At 42.6% G+C, this 18,518-nt stretch carries 13 protein-coding genes; 12 read left to right on the top strand and 1 reads right to left on the bottom strand.

Features of this window, described 5'->3' with window-relative positions; translation table 11 throughout:
* Positions 1-11 precede the first annotated feature (11 nt).
* Positions 12-1,322 carry a nucleotide sugar dehydrogenase gene (locus tag ACW0TQ_RS10925; protein ID WP_341173347.1) on the bottom strand — a complete coding sequence of 437 codons (1,311 nt, stop codon included), beginning with the start codon at positions 1,320-1,322 and terminating at the stop codon, positions 12-14.
* Positions 1,323-1,473: 151 nt separating this feature from the next.
* Here ACW0TQ_RS10925 and galU point away from each other — a divergent pair, with 151 nt between their 5' ends.
* From galU to ACW0TQ_RS10865, 12 genes are all read left to right on the top strand, one after another.
* A complete protein-coding gene (gene galU / locus ACW0TQ_RS10920) occupies positions 1,474-2,352 on the top strand; it encodes a UTP--glucose-1-phosphate uridylyltransferase GalU (RefSeq protein ID WP_042529587.1) in 879 nt (292 codons plus the stop codon).
* 208 nt (positions 2,353-2,560) lie between these two features.
* Positions 2,561-2,689, top strand: coding sequence for a hypothetical protein (locus tag ACW0TQ_RS10915; RefSeq protein ID WP_264299304.1), 129 nt, complete (start codon positions 2,561-2,563; stop codon positions 2,687-2,689).
* A gap of 560 nt (positions 2,690-3,249) precedes the next feature.
* Positions 3,250-4,374 (top strand): glycosyltransferase, encoded by a 1,125-nt coding sequence (locus ACW0TQ_RS10910; protein ID WP_042529590.1) that lies wholly within the window; start codon positions 3,250-3,252, stop codon positions 4,372-4,374.
* Between the two features lie 31 nt (positions 4,375-4,405).
* Positions 4,406-5,530, top strand: a complete 1,125-nt coding sequence (locus ACW0TQ_RS10905; RefSeq protein WP_455725656.1) for a glycosyltransferase — start codon at positions 4,406-4,408, stop codon at positions 5,528-5,530.
* Between the two features lie 15 nt (positions 5,531-5,545).
* Positions 5,546-6,331: a glycosyltransferase family 2 protein gene (locus ACW0TQ_RS10900; protein WP_425313010.1), complete on the top strand. Its 786-nt coding sequence runs from the start codon at positions 5,546-5,548 to the stop codon at positions 6,329-6,331.
* Between the two features lie 459 nt (positions 6,332-6,790).
* Positions 6,791-7,567 carry an ABC transporter permease gene (locus tag ACW0TQ_RS10895; RefSeq protein WP_042529596.1) on the top strand — a complete coding sequence of 259 codons (777 nt, stop codon included), beginning with the start codon at positions 6,791-6,793 and terminating at the stop codon, positions 7,565-7,567.
* Positions 7,568-7,722: 155 nt separating this feature from the next.
* Positions 7,723-9,342 carry an ABC transporter ATP-binding protein gene (locus ACW0TQ_RS10890; protein WP_212929171.1) on the top strand — a complete coding sequence of 540 codons (1,620 nt, stop codon included), beginning with the start codon at positions 7,723-7,725 and terminating at the stop codon, positions 9,340-9,342.
* 385 nt (positions 9,343-9,727) lie between these two features.
* Positions 9,728-11,683 (top strand): glycosyltransferase family 2 protein, encoded by a 1,956-nt coding sequence (locus ACW0TQ_RS10885; protein ID WP_341173346.1) that lies wholly within the window; start codon positions 9,728-9,730, stop codon positions 11,681-11,683.
* Entirely contained in the window at positions 11,664-13,796 is a 2,133-nt protein-coding gene (locus tag ACW0TQ_RS10880; protein WP_341173345.1) for a glycosyltransferase, read from the top strand. The genes ACW0TQ_RS10885 and ACW0TQ_RS10880 overlap by 20 nt, the downstream gene beginning before the upstream one ends.
* Positions 13,783-15,117 carry an ATP-grasp fold amidoligase family protein gene (locus ACW0TQ_RS10875; protein ID WP_244882325.1) on the top strand — a complete coding sequence of 445 codons (1,335 nt, stop codon included), beginning with the start codon at positions 13,783-13,785 and terminating at the stop codon, positions 15,115-15,117. The genes ACW0TQ_RS10880 and ACW0TQ_RS10875 overlap by 14 nt, the downstream gene beginning before the upstream one ends.
* A gap of 44 nt (positions 15,118-15,161) precedes the next feature.
* Complete coding sequence (locus tag ACW0TQ_RS10870; protein ID WP_341173344.1) at positions 15,162-16,784, top strand: acylphosphatase; 1,623 nt, start codon at positions 15,162-15,164, stop codon at positions 16,782-16,784.
* A gap of 35 nt (positions 16,785-16,819) precedes the next feature.
* Positions 16,820-18,469: an acylphosphatase gene (locus ACW0TQ_RS10865; RefSeq protein ID WP_341173343.1), complete on the top strand. Its 1,650-nt coding sequence runs from the start codon at positions 16,820-16,822 to the stop codon at positions 18,467-18,469.
* Positions 18,470-18,518 lie beyond the last annotated feature (49 nt).

Raw genomic sequence — 18,518 nt, 5'->3', positions numbered from 1 at the left:
ATCAAACTTCCTTATAAGCTCCAGTATTTAAAGCCTTCAGCTTCCAGCGCATCTCTGCCGTAAGCTCCCTTAATATCGATAAATACCTTCTCATCCGAACGGTACATTGGATGGAAGTCACTTACCTGGTATTCCTGATACTCTCGATGGGGTACAGCTAAAACAACCGCATCCAAATCAGTTAATTGATTATCCTGAACCAATTCAAATCCGAAAACCTCTTTGACTTCCTCAGGCTCTGCCTTTGGATCATGAACGAGCACATCGACACCGTATTCCGTCAATTCATCCACAATATCATTGACCTTCGTATTGCGCACATCGGCAACATTTTCTTTGAACGTCAGTCCGAGAATAGCAACACGCGCGCCATCTACCTGCAGCTTCGACTTGATCATTTTCTTGATGATGCTGCTGGCGATATATCTGCCCATGTCATCATTGATTTTTCTTCCCGCTAGGATAATCTGCGAATGATAGCCGAGCTGCTCTGCTTTATAGGTAAAGTAATAAGGATCCACGCCGATGCAGTGTCCACCGACAAGACCAGGAGTGAACTTCAAAAAGTTCCATTTCGTGCCGGCCGCTTCCAGCACATCCTTCGTATCGATATCCATCTTATTGAAAACCATGGAAAGCTCATTCATAAAGGCGATATTGATATCCCGCTGTGAATTCTCAATCACCTTTGCCGCTTCTGCAACCTTGATGGATTTTGCTTCAAAGACACCAGCTTGAATAATGGAACCGTATAAAGCGGAGATTTCCTTTAATGCTTCCTCATCTGAGCCAGACACAATCTTTTGGATAGTGACAAGGGTATTCACCTTATCGCCGGGATTGATTCGTTCCGGAGAGTAGCCTACTTTGAAATCCTTTCCGAAAGTCAATTGAGATTTTTCCTCTAAAATAGGAATGCAAACCTCTTCCGTTGTCCCCGGGTAAACCGTTGATTCATAAACAACAATTGAGCCTTCCGTAAGGTGTTGTCCAACTGTCTCACTTGCTGAAATCACAGGTTTTAAATTCGGCGTTTTATCCGAATTGATCGGTGTCGGCACAGCGACGATATGAAAGGTACAATCGCTGATATCGCTCGGCGCACTTGTGAATTCCAGGGTAGTTTCCTTTAGCGCCTCACTGCCGACTTCTTCTGTTACATCAATGCCTTTTCGATATTGCGCAACCTTTGCTTCATTCAGGTCAAAACCGACCACATCATATTTTTTTGCTAATTCCACTGCCAGGGGCAGTCCTACATAACCCAGACCAATGACGGAAATCTTAGCTTTTCTATCTTGAATTTGTTGAAATAGATTCATTTATTTAGCCTGCCTTTTTAAATGTAAATTCATGTAACATCTACTTGTTCCATATTATACAATTATCTAAATTAGATGTATAGTAAATGGTAGTTAGACTTATTGTAACCTAAGCGATTTATTTCATTAAAATACACTGGAGGGATGCCGTATGACAGTAAAAAAAGCAATTATCCCCGCAGCAGGACTTGGAACAAGATTTTTACCAGCAACAAAGGCGCAGCCAAAAGAAATGCTTCCCATTGTAGATAAACCGACGATTCAATATATTATTGAGGAAGCAGTGGCCTCCGGGATAGAGGATATCATTATTATTTCTGGAAGAGGCAAGCGCGCGATTGAAGACCATTTTGATAAATCATATGAATTAGAAGAAAAATTAGAGCAGAAGCAGGATTGGGAGACATTAGAACAGGTCAGAAGCATCTCTAAACTCGCAAACATTCACTATATCCGCCAGAAGGAACCGCTTGGCCTCGGGCATGCCATTGGCTGTGCCAGTTCATTTATCGGCAATGAAGCCTTCGCTGTCTTGCTTGGCGATGATATTGTGGTGTCCGAAAAACCATGCTTAAAGCAGCTGATTGATGTCCATGAGGAACACCATGCGGCTGTAATAGGCGCACATTCCGTTCCATGGGAGGATGTATCGAAATATGGAATCATCGACCCGAAAAACAAAGAAGAGACGACAGGCAGAACCAGCTTTGTTCATGATTTAGTTGAAAAACCGGATGCGAAGGAAGCGCCGTCCAACTTGGCTATTATGGGAAGGTATATTCTGACACCGGAAATCTTTTCTATTTTACAGACGCTTGAACCAGGCAAGGATAATGAAATCCAGCTGACAGATGCGTTAAAGAAACTCAATCAGACACAGGATGTCGTTGCTTATAATTTTGAAGGTGATCGATATGACGTGGGCAATAAATTTGGTTTTATTGAAGCAACGATTGATTTTGCGCTGGGAAGACCGGATTTAAAAGCAGATGTGCTGGCGTATATGAAAAGGAAATTAGAAGAAGAGTAAGTAGAAGGGGGATGCGGGCTTTATAGTGGTCTGCATTCTTTATTATATGCAGGTAAATTTAATAACTTCTTATTTTCAAACAAAACATTGGGACTTTTCTTAATATTTTGTGGTGGAATTATAAAAGCATAAGGCGGGCAAGCACGTATCTTATGCAATCAAAAACTTCCCCAAGTTGGCAGTAGCTAACTGAAAGGAGGTGAACCCCTTGGGGCAAAAAGAAAATCGCACAATGAAGAAAAAGCGAGAAAGGCAACAAAAAAGAATAGCTATAATCAAAGGTCTGACCACCCTTGCAAAAGATATAGTTGTTCTGATTAAGTTGTGCTTGTCGTAAATAAAAATATTTTTTCGTCCTCATAAATGAGGGCGTTTTTTCAAAAAAAAAGCTGGGAACCACCCCAACTTTTTTATTCGCCCTTGAAGCGAAAATCGCACAATATTTCTTTACACCCTTATTATAGTAGCAATCAATGCTTTGTGTCAAATAATATTCATGCAAGCAAGCATCTATTTCTTAATAAGGGTGATATATATCTATTCCCTGTAGAGCGCTTTTTATTCATGTTATTTTAAAATAGCACAAGCTTAGTTTGCTGTCATTCTGCTAACTAGATTGAATCACAAATTTACAAGGAAAAAGAGAAAATACTTTTCAAGATCCAGTGCTCTTCGATGATAGCATTCATAAGCTATAAAGTCATCATCCCAAATAAGCCCTCCTTTCTAATGAAACAAAGCCCTCCATCCCTTTGTTTCATTTTTTCTGCTTCAGCAACCGTCCTCAAGCCTTTTTTCACAAAATAGTCACTGTCGAAAATTTATTTATCCGCACCCCTATGTTATAATGCTTCTGGGTAAAATATCGACAAATTACTTTGCAGGGGAATGAAAAAAATGGGGGAAAAGAAAAAAATATTTTTCTTTATATATCAGTTGGGTTCCGGCGGTGCGGCGAGAACGATGCTCAATTTATTAAATAACATGGATTTGGAGCAGTTTGAGCCGACATTGATTACCTTGAATTATGAAGGCGATTATGAAAAATACTTAAAAAAAGAAATCACCTTTATCAAGCTGCCGACCAGAAGACTGCGTTCGGGAATCATCCCTTTTTCCAAAATAATTAAAAAGGAAAAACCCGATATTGTCTTCAGTACCATTCCTAACTATAACCTCATTGCCATTGCAGCAAGACTGCTGTCCGGTCACAAAGCTAAAAATATTGTCCGGGAAGCAGCGTTATTAGGAACAGAAGGAAAAAGAAATACGAACCTGAAAATATATGGATTGGCCTATCGATTTTCGAAAAAAGTCGTTGCTCTTTCTGAAGGGGTAAGGCAGAATATCATTCAAAACTACAAAGTAAACCCGAAAAAGGTACAGGTTATTTATAACCCGGTCGATGTGGAAAATATAGAATCCTTGATGAAGCAAGGAGAAATTGCCGAGGAGTATCAATCTATATTTCATGACCCGAAAGAAAAAGTGATTATTACAGCAGGACGCTTGGTAGACGATAAGGACCAGGCGACATTGATTCAAGCTTTTGCTAAAGTACGTAAAAATATTTCAGCCAGCCTTGTCATTCTTGGTGAGGGAGAGCTGGAAGAGAAGCTGAAAAAGCAGGTAAAAGCATTGCATCTAGAGGACGCTGTATTTTTTGCAGGCTTTCAGGAAAATCCATATGTTTATTTTAATCAGGCAGATATTTTTGTATTGTCTTCCAAAAGAGAAGGGTTCGGGCATGTGCTGACAGAAGCGCTCGCCGCCAGAATCCCGATTATCTCCACCGACGCCAGACCGGGCGCAGCAGAAGTCCTGGATAATGGTAAATATGGTGTGATTACACCGGTAGGAGATGCAGATGCACTAGCTGCACAAATGGAAGATGCTTTACATTGGGATGATGAAAAAAGAAACCAGGTCACGGAAAAAGGCTGGGAACGAGCGGTATCCTTCCGTGCAGAGAAGATTGTCAAAGAATATGAGAAGCTCTTTAAACAAACGATTGATCAATAACGATGAATAACCAATAGAGAGGACAGCTGCAATGAATGAAAAAAAACGTGTTGTTCATTTAACAACAGTACATCATCCTCATGATCCGAGAATTTATCATAAGGAATGTAAATCATTAAAAAAAGCTGGATTCGACGTATACTTAATTGCCAAAGAAACAGAAACAGGAATAGATAGAGAGAGCGGCATCAAGCATATCCCAATCAAAGATTACAAAAGCAGATGGGAACGCATGACCAAGGGCGCCTGGACACTTTATAAGCAGGCGAAAAAATTAAAAGCGGATGTGTATCATTTTCATGACCCGGAGCTGCTGCCAGTCGCATGGCTGCTTAAAAATCGCCGGAATCATGTGATATATGATATTCATGAAGACTACATCACGAGCATGCTGCAAAAAGAATATTTACCGAAGCCGCTTCGTAAATTTGCTGCCAAAGCATATAAGAAAATGGAGCAGTTTTTCACAAAAAAGATGGAACGAATCCTTGCTGAAAAGTATTATAAGGATATTTATCCGGACGGGGAATGTGTGTTAAATTATCCGATGGTAAACACCGCTTTTATAAAGCATCAGCGCAAAGGAAAAATAGAAGATAAATTGATTTATACGGGCAATGTAACAGATGTGCGCGGTGCATTTCTGCATGCAAAATTGCCTTTAATAGATGAGAAAATTACCATGAATTATATTGGTAAATGCTCCACAGAATTCGCAGATGAAATTTACCACATTGCTGGCAGCCAGTCAGACCGGATTCAAATCAATGGAGTGAACCAATACATTCCAAAAGAAGAAATTGAAAAAGCCTATTTGAAGCATAATTGGCTGGCAGGGGTTGCGATTTTTCCGGAAACAGAGCATTATATGAAGAAAGAATTAACCAAGTTCTTTGAGTATATGAATGCTGGTATTCCAATTATTTGTTCCAACTTCCCTGTCTGGAAGCATTTTATCAATCAATATCGATGCGGTATCACAGTAGACCCCCATAATGACCAAGAAATAAAGGATGCGCTGGATTATTTAAGAAATCATCCGGATGCAGCGAAACAGATGGGCGAAAATGGGAAAAAAGCTGTCCAGGAACAATTGAATTGGAGAGCGGAAGAAGAAAAATTGATTGCCATTTACCAGCGTTTAGGAAACAAATAGGACGAAGTGAAGTAGGTGAACAACTTGGGAGATAGCAAACCGATAGTCTCTGTCATTACGCCAACCTATAACTCCGAGCAGTTTATTGCAGAAACCATTGAATCGGTGCAGGCACAAACTTTTTCGGATTGGGAAATGAATATTGTGGATGACTGCTCGACAGACCGGACGGCCGAAATTGTGAAAAGCTATGCCGAAAAAGACGCACGTATCCATTTAACCGTATTAGATACGAATCAAGGCTCTGCCATTTCACGCAACACAGCTATGGATCAGTCGAAAGGACGCTATATTGCCTTTTTAGACAGCGATGATTTATGGCTGCCGGAAAAGCTGGAAAAGCAGCTCGCCTTTATGCAGGACAACGGGGTTGCCTTTTCATTCACACAGTATGTGCGTATGAATGAAGACGGCACAGATACCGGTGCAATCAGCACAGCCCCTGCAACCGTGACGTATGAGGATTTAATGAAACGCTGCGTCATCGGCTGCCTGACCGTCATGTTAGATCGTGAAAGAATAGGCGAACGGCGCATGGTCAATATCCGTACCAGACAAGACTACGCTTTCTGGCTGGAAATCACCAGAAACGGCCACTTTGCCTATGGACTTTCAGAAGTGCTCGCAAGGTACCGCCTCGTAGGCAACTCCATTTCCAGCAACAAATGGAAAGCAGCCAAAAGAAACTGGTACGTATTCCGGGAAGTAGAACAGCAAACCCTTCCCAAAACCCTATACTACTTCTCCCACTACGTAACCCGCTCACTCCGGGATTTACTGAAATGGAATGCAAAGAAGTAGGGGATGTTTTATAGCTATAATAGGTTGAGTTATTAGACCGTATTCGTTCATTTTTTATAATGGAAATGAACAATCCATGACTAGAATATATAACTAGCGGAAGAAATACACGGAGACTCCTGCGGGAAAGCGCAATGGTCTTCGGTGGGGCGAGTAATCGCAGTCCCAGGGTGAAGACCCCGCAGAAAAAGCGAACTTCTTTTTCGAGGAGGCTGAGCGCAAGCCCGCGGAAAGCGTAGTGTATTTCTGGAGCGATCGCTATAAAGCAGCATCTAATTCAACTCATGCTATTTTTATAAAACAACACCATTTTAGTGTATAATAGCAACTAGGCTCAGGAATCCTTCTAATAAGGACCCCTGACAATTAAAAGATGGAAAAAATCACTTTCCTGACAGGACAACCGCAGTATGTCCATAAATAGAAAGTGTTGAAACAATTAGGCGGTGTCAAATTATAATGAAAAACTATATACAAGAGATTTTACGGAGAAAAGATTTACTCTTCTACCTCGTAAAATCCGGACTCAAAGCGGAGCACCGAAACAGCTACCTCGGTTACTTCTGGTGGCTGCTCGATCCGCTGTTAAACGTACTCGTATTTTATTTCTTAGTCGTTATTATCTTAGATCGCGGAGGGCCAAATTTCGGTTTATTCCTGGTAGTCGGTTTAGTTGTCTGGAGATGGGTATCGACAAGCATGAACTCAGCATCTAAATCGATTTTAAGGTACAGCTCGATTATTAATCAGGTCTATTTGCCAAAATCATTATTTCCGATATCCTTTACGCTGACGCAATTATTTAACTTTGGATTTGGATTAATTGTCATTGCAGGATTTTTGATAGCATATGGTGTCTTTCCGGATTGGCATGTTATCTATTTGCCAGCGCTAATCCTGATACAGCTGACCTTCCACTTAATGCTGGGACTTGTATTAGGATACGCTACAATATTTATTCGGGATATTGATAATTTACTCAGCTATGTGACGAGACTCTTTTTCTACGCGTCACCAATCATTTGGGAAGGCGGACGCTTGCCTCCTGAATACAGTTTCTTTGTCGATATTAATCCGATTGCGATACTGGTAACATCCTACCGTGATATTTTAATGTTTCATCGGGCACCGGACTTTCTAGGCTTGAGCATCATTTTTGTTGGAAGCTTAGCAATATGTGTCTATATGATTTATTATTACAGTAAGAACGAACACAAGATTATTAAAGCATTGTAATCCATGATGCGCCTTTAGCAGAATGGAATGAATCAAGCACGCAGCATAGGATAAAAATTCCCTCTCTCTTTTTCGGGGAGAGGGTTTTACAGAATACTGGAGCATGACCTCATGGTTCAGATAAAAAGCTATCGTGCGATAAAAGAGGTTTTATTATGTCAAATCATGATAATGAAAAAATCGATAAACAGTCGAAAGAAGAGGTTGTTGTTTCGAAAAATATAGCCGTATCCTTTCATGATAACCGGCATGCCGATGATTTAAAATCGACCCTGACGAATCTTTTCAAGAAGAAAAAAAATAAGAAGAAATCGGAAAAGGTGTGGCCGTTAAAAGATATTACATTTACCGGCTATCAGGGAGAAATTTTAGGAATTATCGGTTCAAATGGTGCCGGAAAAACGACGTTGAGCAAAATCATTACCGGTATTCTTACACAAGATGAAGGAATAATGAACGTTGATGGAAATGTAACAGCTCTTTTCTCTTTCGGGATGGGCTTTAATAAAGAACTGACAGGAAGAGAAAATGTCTATTTAAATGGAATGATGCTCGGCATTAATAAGCAATTAATTAATGATTATATTGAAGATATTCATGAATTCTCGGAGATTGGGCAGTTTTTTGACCAGCCGATGAAATACTATTCCAGCGGGATGAAGGCGCGGCTTGGTTTCAGTGTCGCCTCTCACCTTCAGCCGGAAATCCTCATTTTGGATGAGGCATTAAACACAGGAGACGTGAAATTTGGCAGCAAGGCAGCAGCAAAGCTCAAGGAGCTGGTTGCGAATGCGAAAATGGTAGTGATTGTTACCCACAGTCTGCGTTATGCCCAAAAGAACTGTGACCGCTTGATTTGGCTGGACAATGGATATGTCAAAGAAATTGGAGATCCCAAAACCGTCATTGAGCATTATAAAGAAACGGTTCCCCCCGTTGCGCGTCAAAGAAGGCAAAAACGCAGTCTGAATGTGACTAAGACAGAAACAAATGTCGGTAAGGAATCGATCGTAAAAGCAGAAAATGTCGGCATCTCCTTCAAGCTTCAAAATAAAAAAGAAGACTACTGGGCATTAAAAAATGTCAGCTTCGATATTAAAGAAGGAGAAGTCGTCGGCATCATCGGGCATAACGGCGCCGGGAAAAGTACACTCTGTAAAGCCATTACAAATATTTTGAGACCCGATGAGGGAACCTTGACGGTAAATGGCCAGACATCTTCCCTGCTCGGCTACGGTACAGGTTTTAACGCACAATTAACCGGAACAGACAATATTTATTTAAATGCGATGCTGTTAGGAATCCCAAAGGAACGTGTGGATGAAAAATATGAGGAAATCATTGAATTCTCCGGTATCCGAAAAGCAATCGATAAGCCGGTAAAGCATTATTCAGCAGGGATGAAATCACGCCTTGGCTTTAGCATTGCAGCAATTTTAAAGCCCGATGTATTTATCGTCGATGAAGCCCTGTCAACAGGCGACCTTGCCTTTCAGGAAAAAGCCAGTGTCCGCATCCAAGAGATGATGGACCACGCCAAAGCAGTCATCATCGTATCCCACAGCATGGGCTTTGTCGAAAAAGTATGTACCAGAGGCATCTGGATGGAACAGGGCCAAGTGAAATTCGACGGCACTGCAGAAGAAGCCGTCGCAAAATACCGCGAAGCCATGGGCGTCCAAAAAAAGCCAGCAAAGAAAAAATCAAAAGTCATCAACGCCAAACAACCAGTCAAAGCAAACGCAGCAAAAACAAAAAGCGCAGAACAGAAATAAAGCAATGAATTAAGTAATTCTATAATTTAAAAAGAAATTCTTTTAATAATGAAATATAATTTTGGGTTAGAAATTTGGGGGTTAGAAATGACCACCAGCGGAGGAAAAACACGGAGACTCCTGCGGGAAAAGCGCCGTGTGAAGGCCCCGCAGAAAAAAGTGAACTTCTTTTTTTCTACCCTCGGGGCATAAGTGCGACTTTAGCTCTGTCTGCGCCTGTCGGCTTGCCAATCGCTAAGTCTTCTTTAGAGGAGGCTGAGCTCAAGCCCACGGAAAGCGTAGTGTTTTTCCGCAGCGACGGCTAGAAAGTAAATTAATAATTTCAACCTAAACAGGTTAATTTTTAAGCTTTAAATTCAACGGAATGAAAAATGGTGGTGTCATAATGGCAGGAGTTATTAAAAAAATAGTGGCAGAACCAGTAGATTGGTTTATCTACTCGGTTTTAGGAGAGAAACAGCGCAAATACCTCTTAAACATCTTAAGCAACCAGCAGAAAGACGCCATCAAACGCGTCTTGCTCGGCAAAAAAGAAGCAGAGAGACAGCGCCTGAAACAAATCAAGTTCCATTTATATAATCTGGGCTTTATCGAGAAAGGCTTAGCCGATTTAGAAGCCTATATACAGGAAGCGAACGATCCATCCTTAAAAAGAACAGCAGCCTGGGAAAAAGTACTCTGGCATGCCAATCAATATAATGAAAAGGATGCGGCGATTGCATTAGAATATCTTCCGCTTGCCGAAGAAGGCGAAGTGCAGCCGGACCAGCAGCGCCGTATCGCTATTATCAAAGCAGAGCTGCTGGATGAAACGGGCGAGCGTGAAAAAGCGAGAAACGTCTTACAGGACGCTTTAAAAGCAGGAGAACACGCAGATATCTATCTGGCGTTAGCAAATTTAGAAGCGGATATCAAGGATCGATTTGTCTATATCAATAAAGCATTTTCTCTCTATGACCTGGATAACATTGCCACCGATGAAACAGGCCAATATGACGGCCTCCATACCATCAAAACACATGAAAATATTTCAGATGGACCGCTGATCTCTGTCATTATTCCTGCCTATAATGCCGGGGATGGAATCAGGGTAGCAATTGAATCGATTCTGGAGCAGACATGGCAGCATATCGAATTAATTATTGTCGATGACCATAGCCCGGATAATACGATGGAAATCGTACAGGAATATGCAGCAACAGACAGCCGGATTAAAGTCATGCAGACTCCGCAAAACAGCGGTCCCTACATTGCACGCAATATTGCCCTGGAAGCAGCGGCTGGCGAATTTGTGACCGTGAATGATTCAGATGATTGGTCGCATGCCTCCAAATTAGAGATTCAGGCGAAGCATCTATTAGCAAATACAGAGGTGGTTGCCAATACCTCCGAACATGCGAGAATTACCGAAGAGATGACGTTGTATCGCAGGGGAACGCCAGGAAAATACATCTTCCCGAATATGTCATCGATTATGTTCCGCAGAGCGCCTGTATTGGAAAAAATCGGTTACTGGGATAGTGTCCGCTTTGCTGCAGATGGCGAATTTAAACGCCGTTTGTTAAAAAGCTTTGGCACACGGGCTTATGTTGACTTAGCTTCTGGTCCGTTATCCCTGCCAAGACAAGCTGTCACCTCCTTAACAGGAAGCTCTGCCTTTGGCTATAACGGCTTCTTTATGGGTGTGCGCAAGGAGTATGTGGAATCATTGGAGAATCATCATCAACGGGCAGAGGATGTCCGCTACACTTATCCAATGACGGAACGGCCATATCCCGTGCCGGAGCCAATGTGGCCGGCCAAGGAAGAAAAAACAGAGGGTTTCCGGAAGTTTGATGTCGTTATTGCCACAGATTTTCGGGCATTGAACGAAGCAGATTGGCAGGTATTCAACGACTGCTTACAAGCGACAGGGACCCGAATCGGCCTGGTGCAAATCAACGCCTATGATTTCGCGCTTCCGAAAAAAATCGACGAAGGCATTCGTCAAAAGTTAGATGGAGATCGTCTGCAGATGCTGGTGTATGGAGAAAAGATTGATGCGGAGAAAACCGTATGCATCAAGCCGACCGTGTACCAATATCAGCAGAAGTACCTGCCAACCTTGACGACGAAGCAGTTGGCGGTTGTACTGACAGAAGCACCTGACAATCAGGCAGCTCTAAACAATGCCGCCAAGCATATCGAAGAATACTTTGGTCAGCTGGGAGCATGGTTCCCGGCGGATGAACAGATACAGCAGGAAATCAAAAATACTATTCCAGCAACGGAAATCAAACAGGCATATGCCGACCGTGTATGGGAAAAGAGTTGTCTAGAAAATGAAACAACCAATCGATAAAACCGAGCTTCACACACGTCTGCAGCACGCAGAAGAAGAGCTCGATACCAAAAGAAAAGAAGAAGCAGCATTAAAGGAGACTTATAGACGCTATAAGTCTGCCTTTTTGTTTGCAGAAACCTTAAAGCAAAAGGCTGCCGGCTGGAAGAAGGACGGTATCTCGCTGGCAAAAGCAGTGCCTTCCTATGCTCTGGGACGGAGAAATATCAAAAAGCTCTACAGCACTTCTTATAAGCAGAAGGACGCCATCAACCAATTGAAGCCGGTCAAAACTTATTTATATGACCTCGGCTTTGAAGAACGCGCTCTCAGCAATTTACAGGATATGCTGTATCAATCCAACAATAAGTATCTTGTCAAAGCAGCTGCATGGGAGCTGGGGTTTTGGTTTGCCAATAAACTGACTCCAAACAGTGCAGAGCAAGCCGTCATCTATCTGGAAATTGCGCTCGAGGGAGAGCAGAATATAGACGTGCGCCGTCGTATTATCATCCTGCTTGCCGAAGCTTATAAAATACTGGGGCAGCATGCAAAAGGGATACAGCTGATTAAAGAAGCACTGAAACAAGCGCAGCATCCCGATTTACTGCTGGCATTGGCCAACCTGTGCCGAAAACAGGAGGACCGCCTGTATTGGATCAATGAAGTGCTGCATGCGTATCAGCTGGAGCCGCTTTATATCAATAACGAAATCTCAGGCGCTTATCTCTATGATCAATTAGACACCCACCCGATTCAGATAAAAGAAGAGCAGAATGAACAGCCTAAAATTACGGTCATCATTCCAGCATACAATTCGGAATCGGGCATTTCTGTTGCATTAAGATCATTGACAAAGCAAACGTGGACAAATCTGGAAATCATCGTTGTCGATGACTGCAGTCCGGATCATACCGCAGCTGTGGTCAAAGAATGGATGCAGCAGGATGGCAGAATTAAGCTCTTACAAACCGAAACAAATTCAGGACCGTACGTAGCCAGAAATATCGCACTCCAGCAAGCAACAGGAGAATTCGTGACCATTAATGATGCGGACGACTGGTCCCATCCGCAAAAAATAGAAATCCAGGCACGACATTTGCTGGAAAATCCATCTGTTATCGCCAATACATCGGAGCATGCCAGGCTGACAGAGGATTTATATCTGTATCGCAGGGGGATGCCGGGAAAATATATTTTTTCCAATATGTCATCCATTATGTTTCAGAGAATTCCAGTTTTAGAGAAGGTCGGCTATTGGGATGCGGTGCGTTTCGCCGCAGACAGTGAATTTAAAAAGCGGCTGGCGCTCACCTTTGGAACAGAGCAGGTGAAGGATCTGCCGACTGGGCCGCTTTCCTTCCCGATGCAATCCTCTGGTTCGTTAACGGGGAATTCCTCCTTTGGCTATAACGGCTTTCTTATGGGAGCACGCAAGGAATATGCCGAGGCACATAACCGGATGCATCAGCAAGCAAAGGGTGTATATTTTCCGTATCAGCAGCAGAAGCGTCCATTTGCCGTGCCGAAGCCGATGCTTGAAAAAGGAGCCCGGCATCAGGTGGATGTTGCGTATATAGCAGATTTTCGCCAATATGATGCGGAGATAGGCAAGGAAATCAAATGGCTGAAGGAAAATGGCTTTACGGTTGGTTTGATCCAGCGCGGGATATATGATTTGAAGCAATCCAAGTTTATCCATCACAAGGTAAGGGACTTCGTAGATGGAGAGCAGGTATGCATGCTCGTTTACGGAGAAAAAGCAGAAGCGCAGCTCACTATTATCAAAAATCCACTTATCTTTCAGGAGAAGCAGCGCTATGTGCCGGAGCTCAAGACAACCGCAGCCAAGGTCATTATTAATAAAATACCGAAGAAAAATAATCCGGAATACAATATGCGCCAATGTGCAATGAGGTTGCACCGCTATCTGGGACAGGCAGCCGCATGGTATCCGGCGAGCATAGAAATCAGAGAACAGCTGATTGAGGAACAGAGCCATAGCCTCCGCTATTATCCAGTGGCGGCATCCAATTGGATAGAGGAAGAGCAGGCCTTTAGAAAGATGCTGAAAGATAATTTTGTCGTTCCAGGCAAATGGAAGGAAGGAGGGCATGAAGATGCCAGAGGATAAATCGTATGAAGAACTGATTGATCAGCTTATCGAAAAAGAAGCGCAGGTAGATGATACCAAAGCAAGTATTGCCAAGACAGATAAACAAATTAAAAAAATCATGAAAAGCAATACGTATCAAAAAACAGCTTCTATTCGCAAACTCCTTCCTTCCGGAAAAGAAAAAGATAATTATATCGCTTATCTGGAAGAACAGCTTCTTCACTATCAATCGGAAACCGTTTTGTTGAAGGAGCAGTTAGCAGAACGCGAAAAAGCGCTCGAGCAATTTGATTATAATACCCTTTGGAGATATATCAAAGAAAAGAAAGACAAAGGAAAAATCATTGCGGAATTAGATAAACGCATCGAGCAGAAAAAATTAGAAGACCGTCATTTCCGGGATTTGCTGGAGGCAGCTGCACGGCAGTTCCAGCAGGAAGAAACTGCCTTTAAACAGCGGATTTTCACCAAAGTATTAGCCGGAGCCAAAGGGCATGCTTCTGAATTCATGGCACGCGCAGGACTTACGGAAGACCCTGTCAGCCTGGCGGACGTCGCTTCCTATCGCGCCTGCATGAATATGCGTGTCAGACAATATCAGCTGTTAGGAACGCTCCCAGAATACGAATTAGACGATAAGCAGACAGCGTATCGCTTTATGGAAAAACAAGCGATACGCACGCCTGGCAGCCCGGAGGATATCTACACGATAGAATCCCTGCCGGAGGAAGAAAATATTGTTATCAAGCCGGCAAATGGCGCTGGAGGACGTGGAGTTTACATTGTATATGCATCTAGTGATATAATAAGTGTAAAGACAGGAGAGAAATTGGCGAACTGGTCTTTACTCAAGCATCGCATGGAAAAGGATCTGCAAGAAAATAAAGTGGATCAGGATGCCTGGCGCATCGAAGAATTAATTCTCGAGGATACGGCCAACAAGGTTTCTGGACGCGATGTGAAGTTTTATTGCTTCTATGGCAAGGTCGGCGTTATCCTGGAAATCATCCGCACGCCAGAGATGAAATACTGCTGGTGGGATGGACAGGGGAAACGCATCCAGACAGGAAAATATGAGGACAAAGCCTTCGAAGGCAAAGGAGTCTCCAAGGAAGAAATCGACATGGCAGAGAGAATCAGCAGTCTGATTCCCAGCCCCTTTATGCGAATCGATTTTCTGCGATCCGAAAATGGATTGGTTTTTGGAGAATTTACACCAAAACCGGGCAATTATGATGAATTCAATGATAAAATAGACACATATTTAGGAAATTTATTTATCGAAGCACAGGGGAAGTTAGATAGAGACCTGCTTCAAGGAAAAACATTTAAAATATAAATGCAGAATAACGTACTAAAATGGATTAATCAGGAGGATCAGGCATGAGTGAGAATAATGCTGAATGGCTATCGCATTTATCATCAGAAGTTATTTCTGATGTACACGGAAGTTTATTAGACGCATACGTAATTGCGCTGGAAGGCTGGCGGAGAGGTCTGAAATTAAGGTGGCATGTTGAAAATTCAGAGAAATTCAGTGAAATGGTTACATGGTTCACCGAGAGACCTGGACAATTATTTTCATTAAGTTCAGATAGCAGGACACATTATTTCTTCCGTTCCAGAGGAGATAAAGTAACCAATGAGGCTGTATCTATTGGAAAAGACAAAGGGAGCTCCAAACAGCACTTAAGCGAGCATGACGTTCCAGTGCCGCAGGGAGGAATATTCACCAGCGAACACACCAAAGAACAAGTTCTGGAATGCGGCAGTAAAATCGGGTTTCCCGTTGTGCTGAAGCCAAAGGATGGAAGCTTTGGCCGCGGCGTCTTTGTTAACATTACCAGCACAGAAGAATTAGAGGCATGCTATGACTACACCAAAGAGCTGGGGACCACCGATGACATCATTATCGAGCAATATATCGCCGGAAAAGATTACCGCCTATATGTTGTCGGAGATGAAGTTGTCGGAGCAATGCACCGCCAGCCGCCAAACGTTGTCGGAGATGGTGTACATACGATAGAACAGTTGATTCAATTAAAAAATGCAGAGCGAGAAAAAAATCCGCGTTTAGTAAGCTGTCCAATTATCGTAAATGATGAATTAACAGATTTTATCGCGAGAAAGGGTCATACGCTTTCTTCCATTCTTGAAAAAGATGATTTGATCTATTTAAACTTTAAAGGAAATATCTCACTTGGCGGCGATCCAATTGATGTATTAGACAGCCTGTCCCAGGAAGTGAAGGACACAGCAGTAAAAGCGCTGCGTTCCGTTGCAGGATTGACACATGGGGCCGTCGATATCATTATCAATGAGAAGGATGACAAAGCCTATGTATTAGAATTAAACCCTACCGCACAGCTGGGCGGGCTATTATATCCAATCGAGGGCAAGTCAAGAGATATTCCCAAAGCAATCATAGACTTTTATTTTCCAGAAACAAAGGACAAGAATGTTGCACAAATCAATACATTCTTTGATTTCCATGATGTACTGGACCCGCTCCAAAATCGGGACGCAACCGTGACCACTGTCACCCCATGTCCGCAGCAAAAGGTCTATATGAAGAAATATATCGTGGTCGGCGATGTCTTAGATATCGGTTACCACCGCGGCCTTCGCAAGCAGGCATTTGAACGGGAATTGCATGGATATATCATGACGAAGGAAATCGGCGATATCGAAATCGTCGTAGCCGGTACAGATCTGGAAATGGTAGAAGACTTTAAACATGGTATCTGGGAAGATGAAGAAAGAGCAACCGTGATGGAAGTATTAGAAGAAGATGTCGATGAAGCAGTGAAAGTCGGCTTTGAGATAAAAACAGATTTAAAAACACAGGTAGAAGAATTAAAATGGTACAAGCGTGAACTGGAAGAAACCGAGCTGGCCTTGAAAAAAGCTGAGCTGAAACGGAGAAAGTACTACGAAAGCGTCTCTTGGAAGGCAACCTCGCCAATCCGGGCGGTTGGGTCGATCTTTAAGAAGTTTAAGGGATAATGATGAGTTGAAAGAAGCTACAGGAGGATATGAATATGAAAGACAATCAGTTAGGGATAAGTCTTCCACATCTGAATAATGACATTGTACGAAATGCGCGAAAAACACGTCTGGACGCATTTTCTGTTGCATTAGAAGGATGGAGAAGAGGTCTGAAGCTAAAATGGTACACGAAGGATTCCGAGCACTTTGAGAATATGGTTATTTTTGGAGTGAACCCGCCCGGACGTTTATTTTCATTAACCTCAGAGAAGCAGACACATTACTTCTTTAGAACAAGAGGAGACCTGGTTTCCAGCGAAGCAGTAGAAATTGGATCAGAAAAGGATGATACCAAAATCTATCTCGGCAATGCAGGCGTGCCTGTACCAAAGGGAAAAGGCTTTGAAGCAGAGGCAACCAATGAAGAGATTATCGAATTTGCGGATACAGTCGGCTTTCCATTAGTTCTCAAACCAACCAACGCGAGTCTTGGAAATGGTGTTGTAACGAATATTAAAAATAGAGAACAATTAATCAAGGCGATTCATTATGTCCGCCGGGAATTAGAGTATGAAGAAGTCGTGCTGGAGCAATATGTCAGCGGGAAAGAGTATCGTGTTTATGTCGTGGGCGACGAAGTAATCGCAGCGTACAACCGTGTACCTGCGAACATTATGGGCGATGGGGAACACACCATTGAGCAATTAATCGATATCAAGAACGCGATACGCAGAAAGAATGCCCGCTTAAACAGCTGTCTGATTCATATGGATGTCGAAATTCTCGAGTTTATTCAGGAAGCTGGCTACACATTGGAAAGTGTCCCGGAGAAGGACAAAGTAATTTACTTGCGGGAGAAAACGAATGTATCCTCCGGCGGAGACCCTGTTGATGTAACAGACACTCTGCCGCAAGAGTATAAGGAAATTGCCATCAATGCGTTAAAAGCAATCGATGATTTTCCACAGGGCGGCGTCGATATAATTGTCAATGACCGCGAAGACCTGAAAGGGGAAGCCGTTGTTATTGAATTGAACCCTACCGCACAAATTGGCGGGGCGCTTTTCCCAATCGAAGGAAAAGCAAGAGACATTCCGAAAGCGATTATAGACTATTATTTCCCAGAAACCAAAGGGAAGGTAGACACTACAAAATCGAGAGTCTCTTTTAATTTAATCAATGTTTTGGAGCCGCTTGAAAATAGAGCAGCACTGGAAGTAGAAGTTGCTCCTGCGCCAATCGGAGAGCTTTATATCCGGAAATATATCGTGAATGGAAATGTGCAGCGATACAATTACCATAAATGGCTGAAGAGACAAGCTCTTGCTCAAAACCTGCATGGTTATGTGAAAAGCATGGTCTTTGATGAAATTGAAGTCGTTGTAGCTGGAACGGATCAAAAAGCAGTGGAAGACTTTAAAGAGGTTATCAAAGGCTACCCGCAAGGATCGGAAGTAACCCGTATTAAAGAGGAAGACTATGACAGCTTTATTACGGTAGGCTTTGAAATTTCCGAGCGGTATAATACCAATAATATAAAATCCGTGCAGCATGCTTTAAGACGAATGGATAAAGATTTGCAGGAACTTAGAAAGAAAAAAGACAGAGCGGATAAGGACGTTAAGCATATTTTGAATAGTACTTCTTGGAAGGTCACAGAGTCTATACGGAAGGTCGGCTCGAAGGTGAAGAATAAAAAATAATCATTTATCTAGTCTAGTATCGATGAGATAAGATGATAAATAATTGTGG

This window comes from Oceanobacillus sp. M60, from assembly GCF_053839645.1.
Note: the sequence above shows the minus strand (reverse complement) of the source record. Positions and strands in the feature narration are given on the sequence as shown.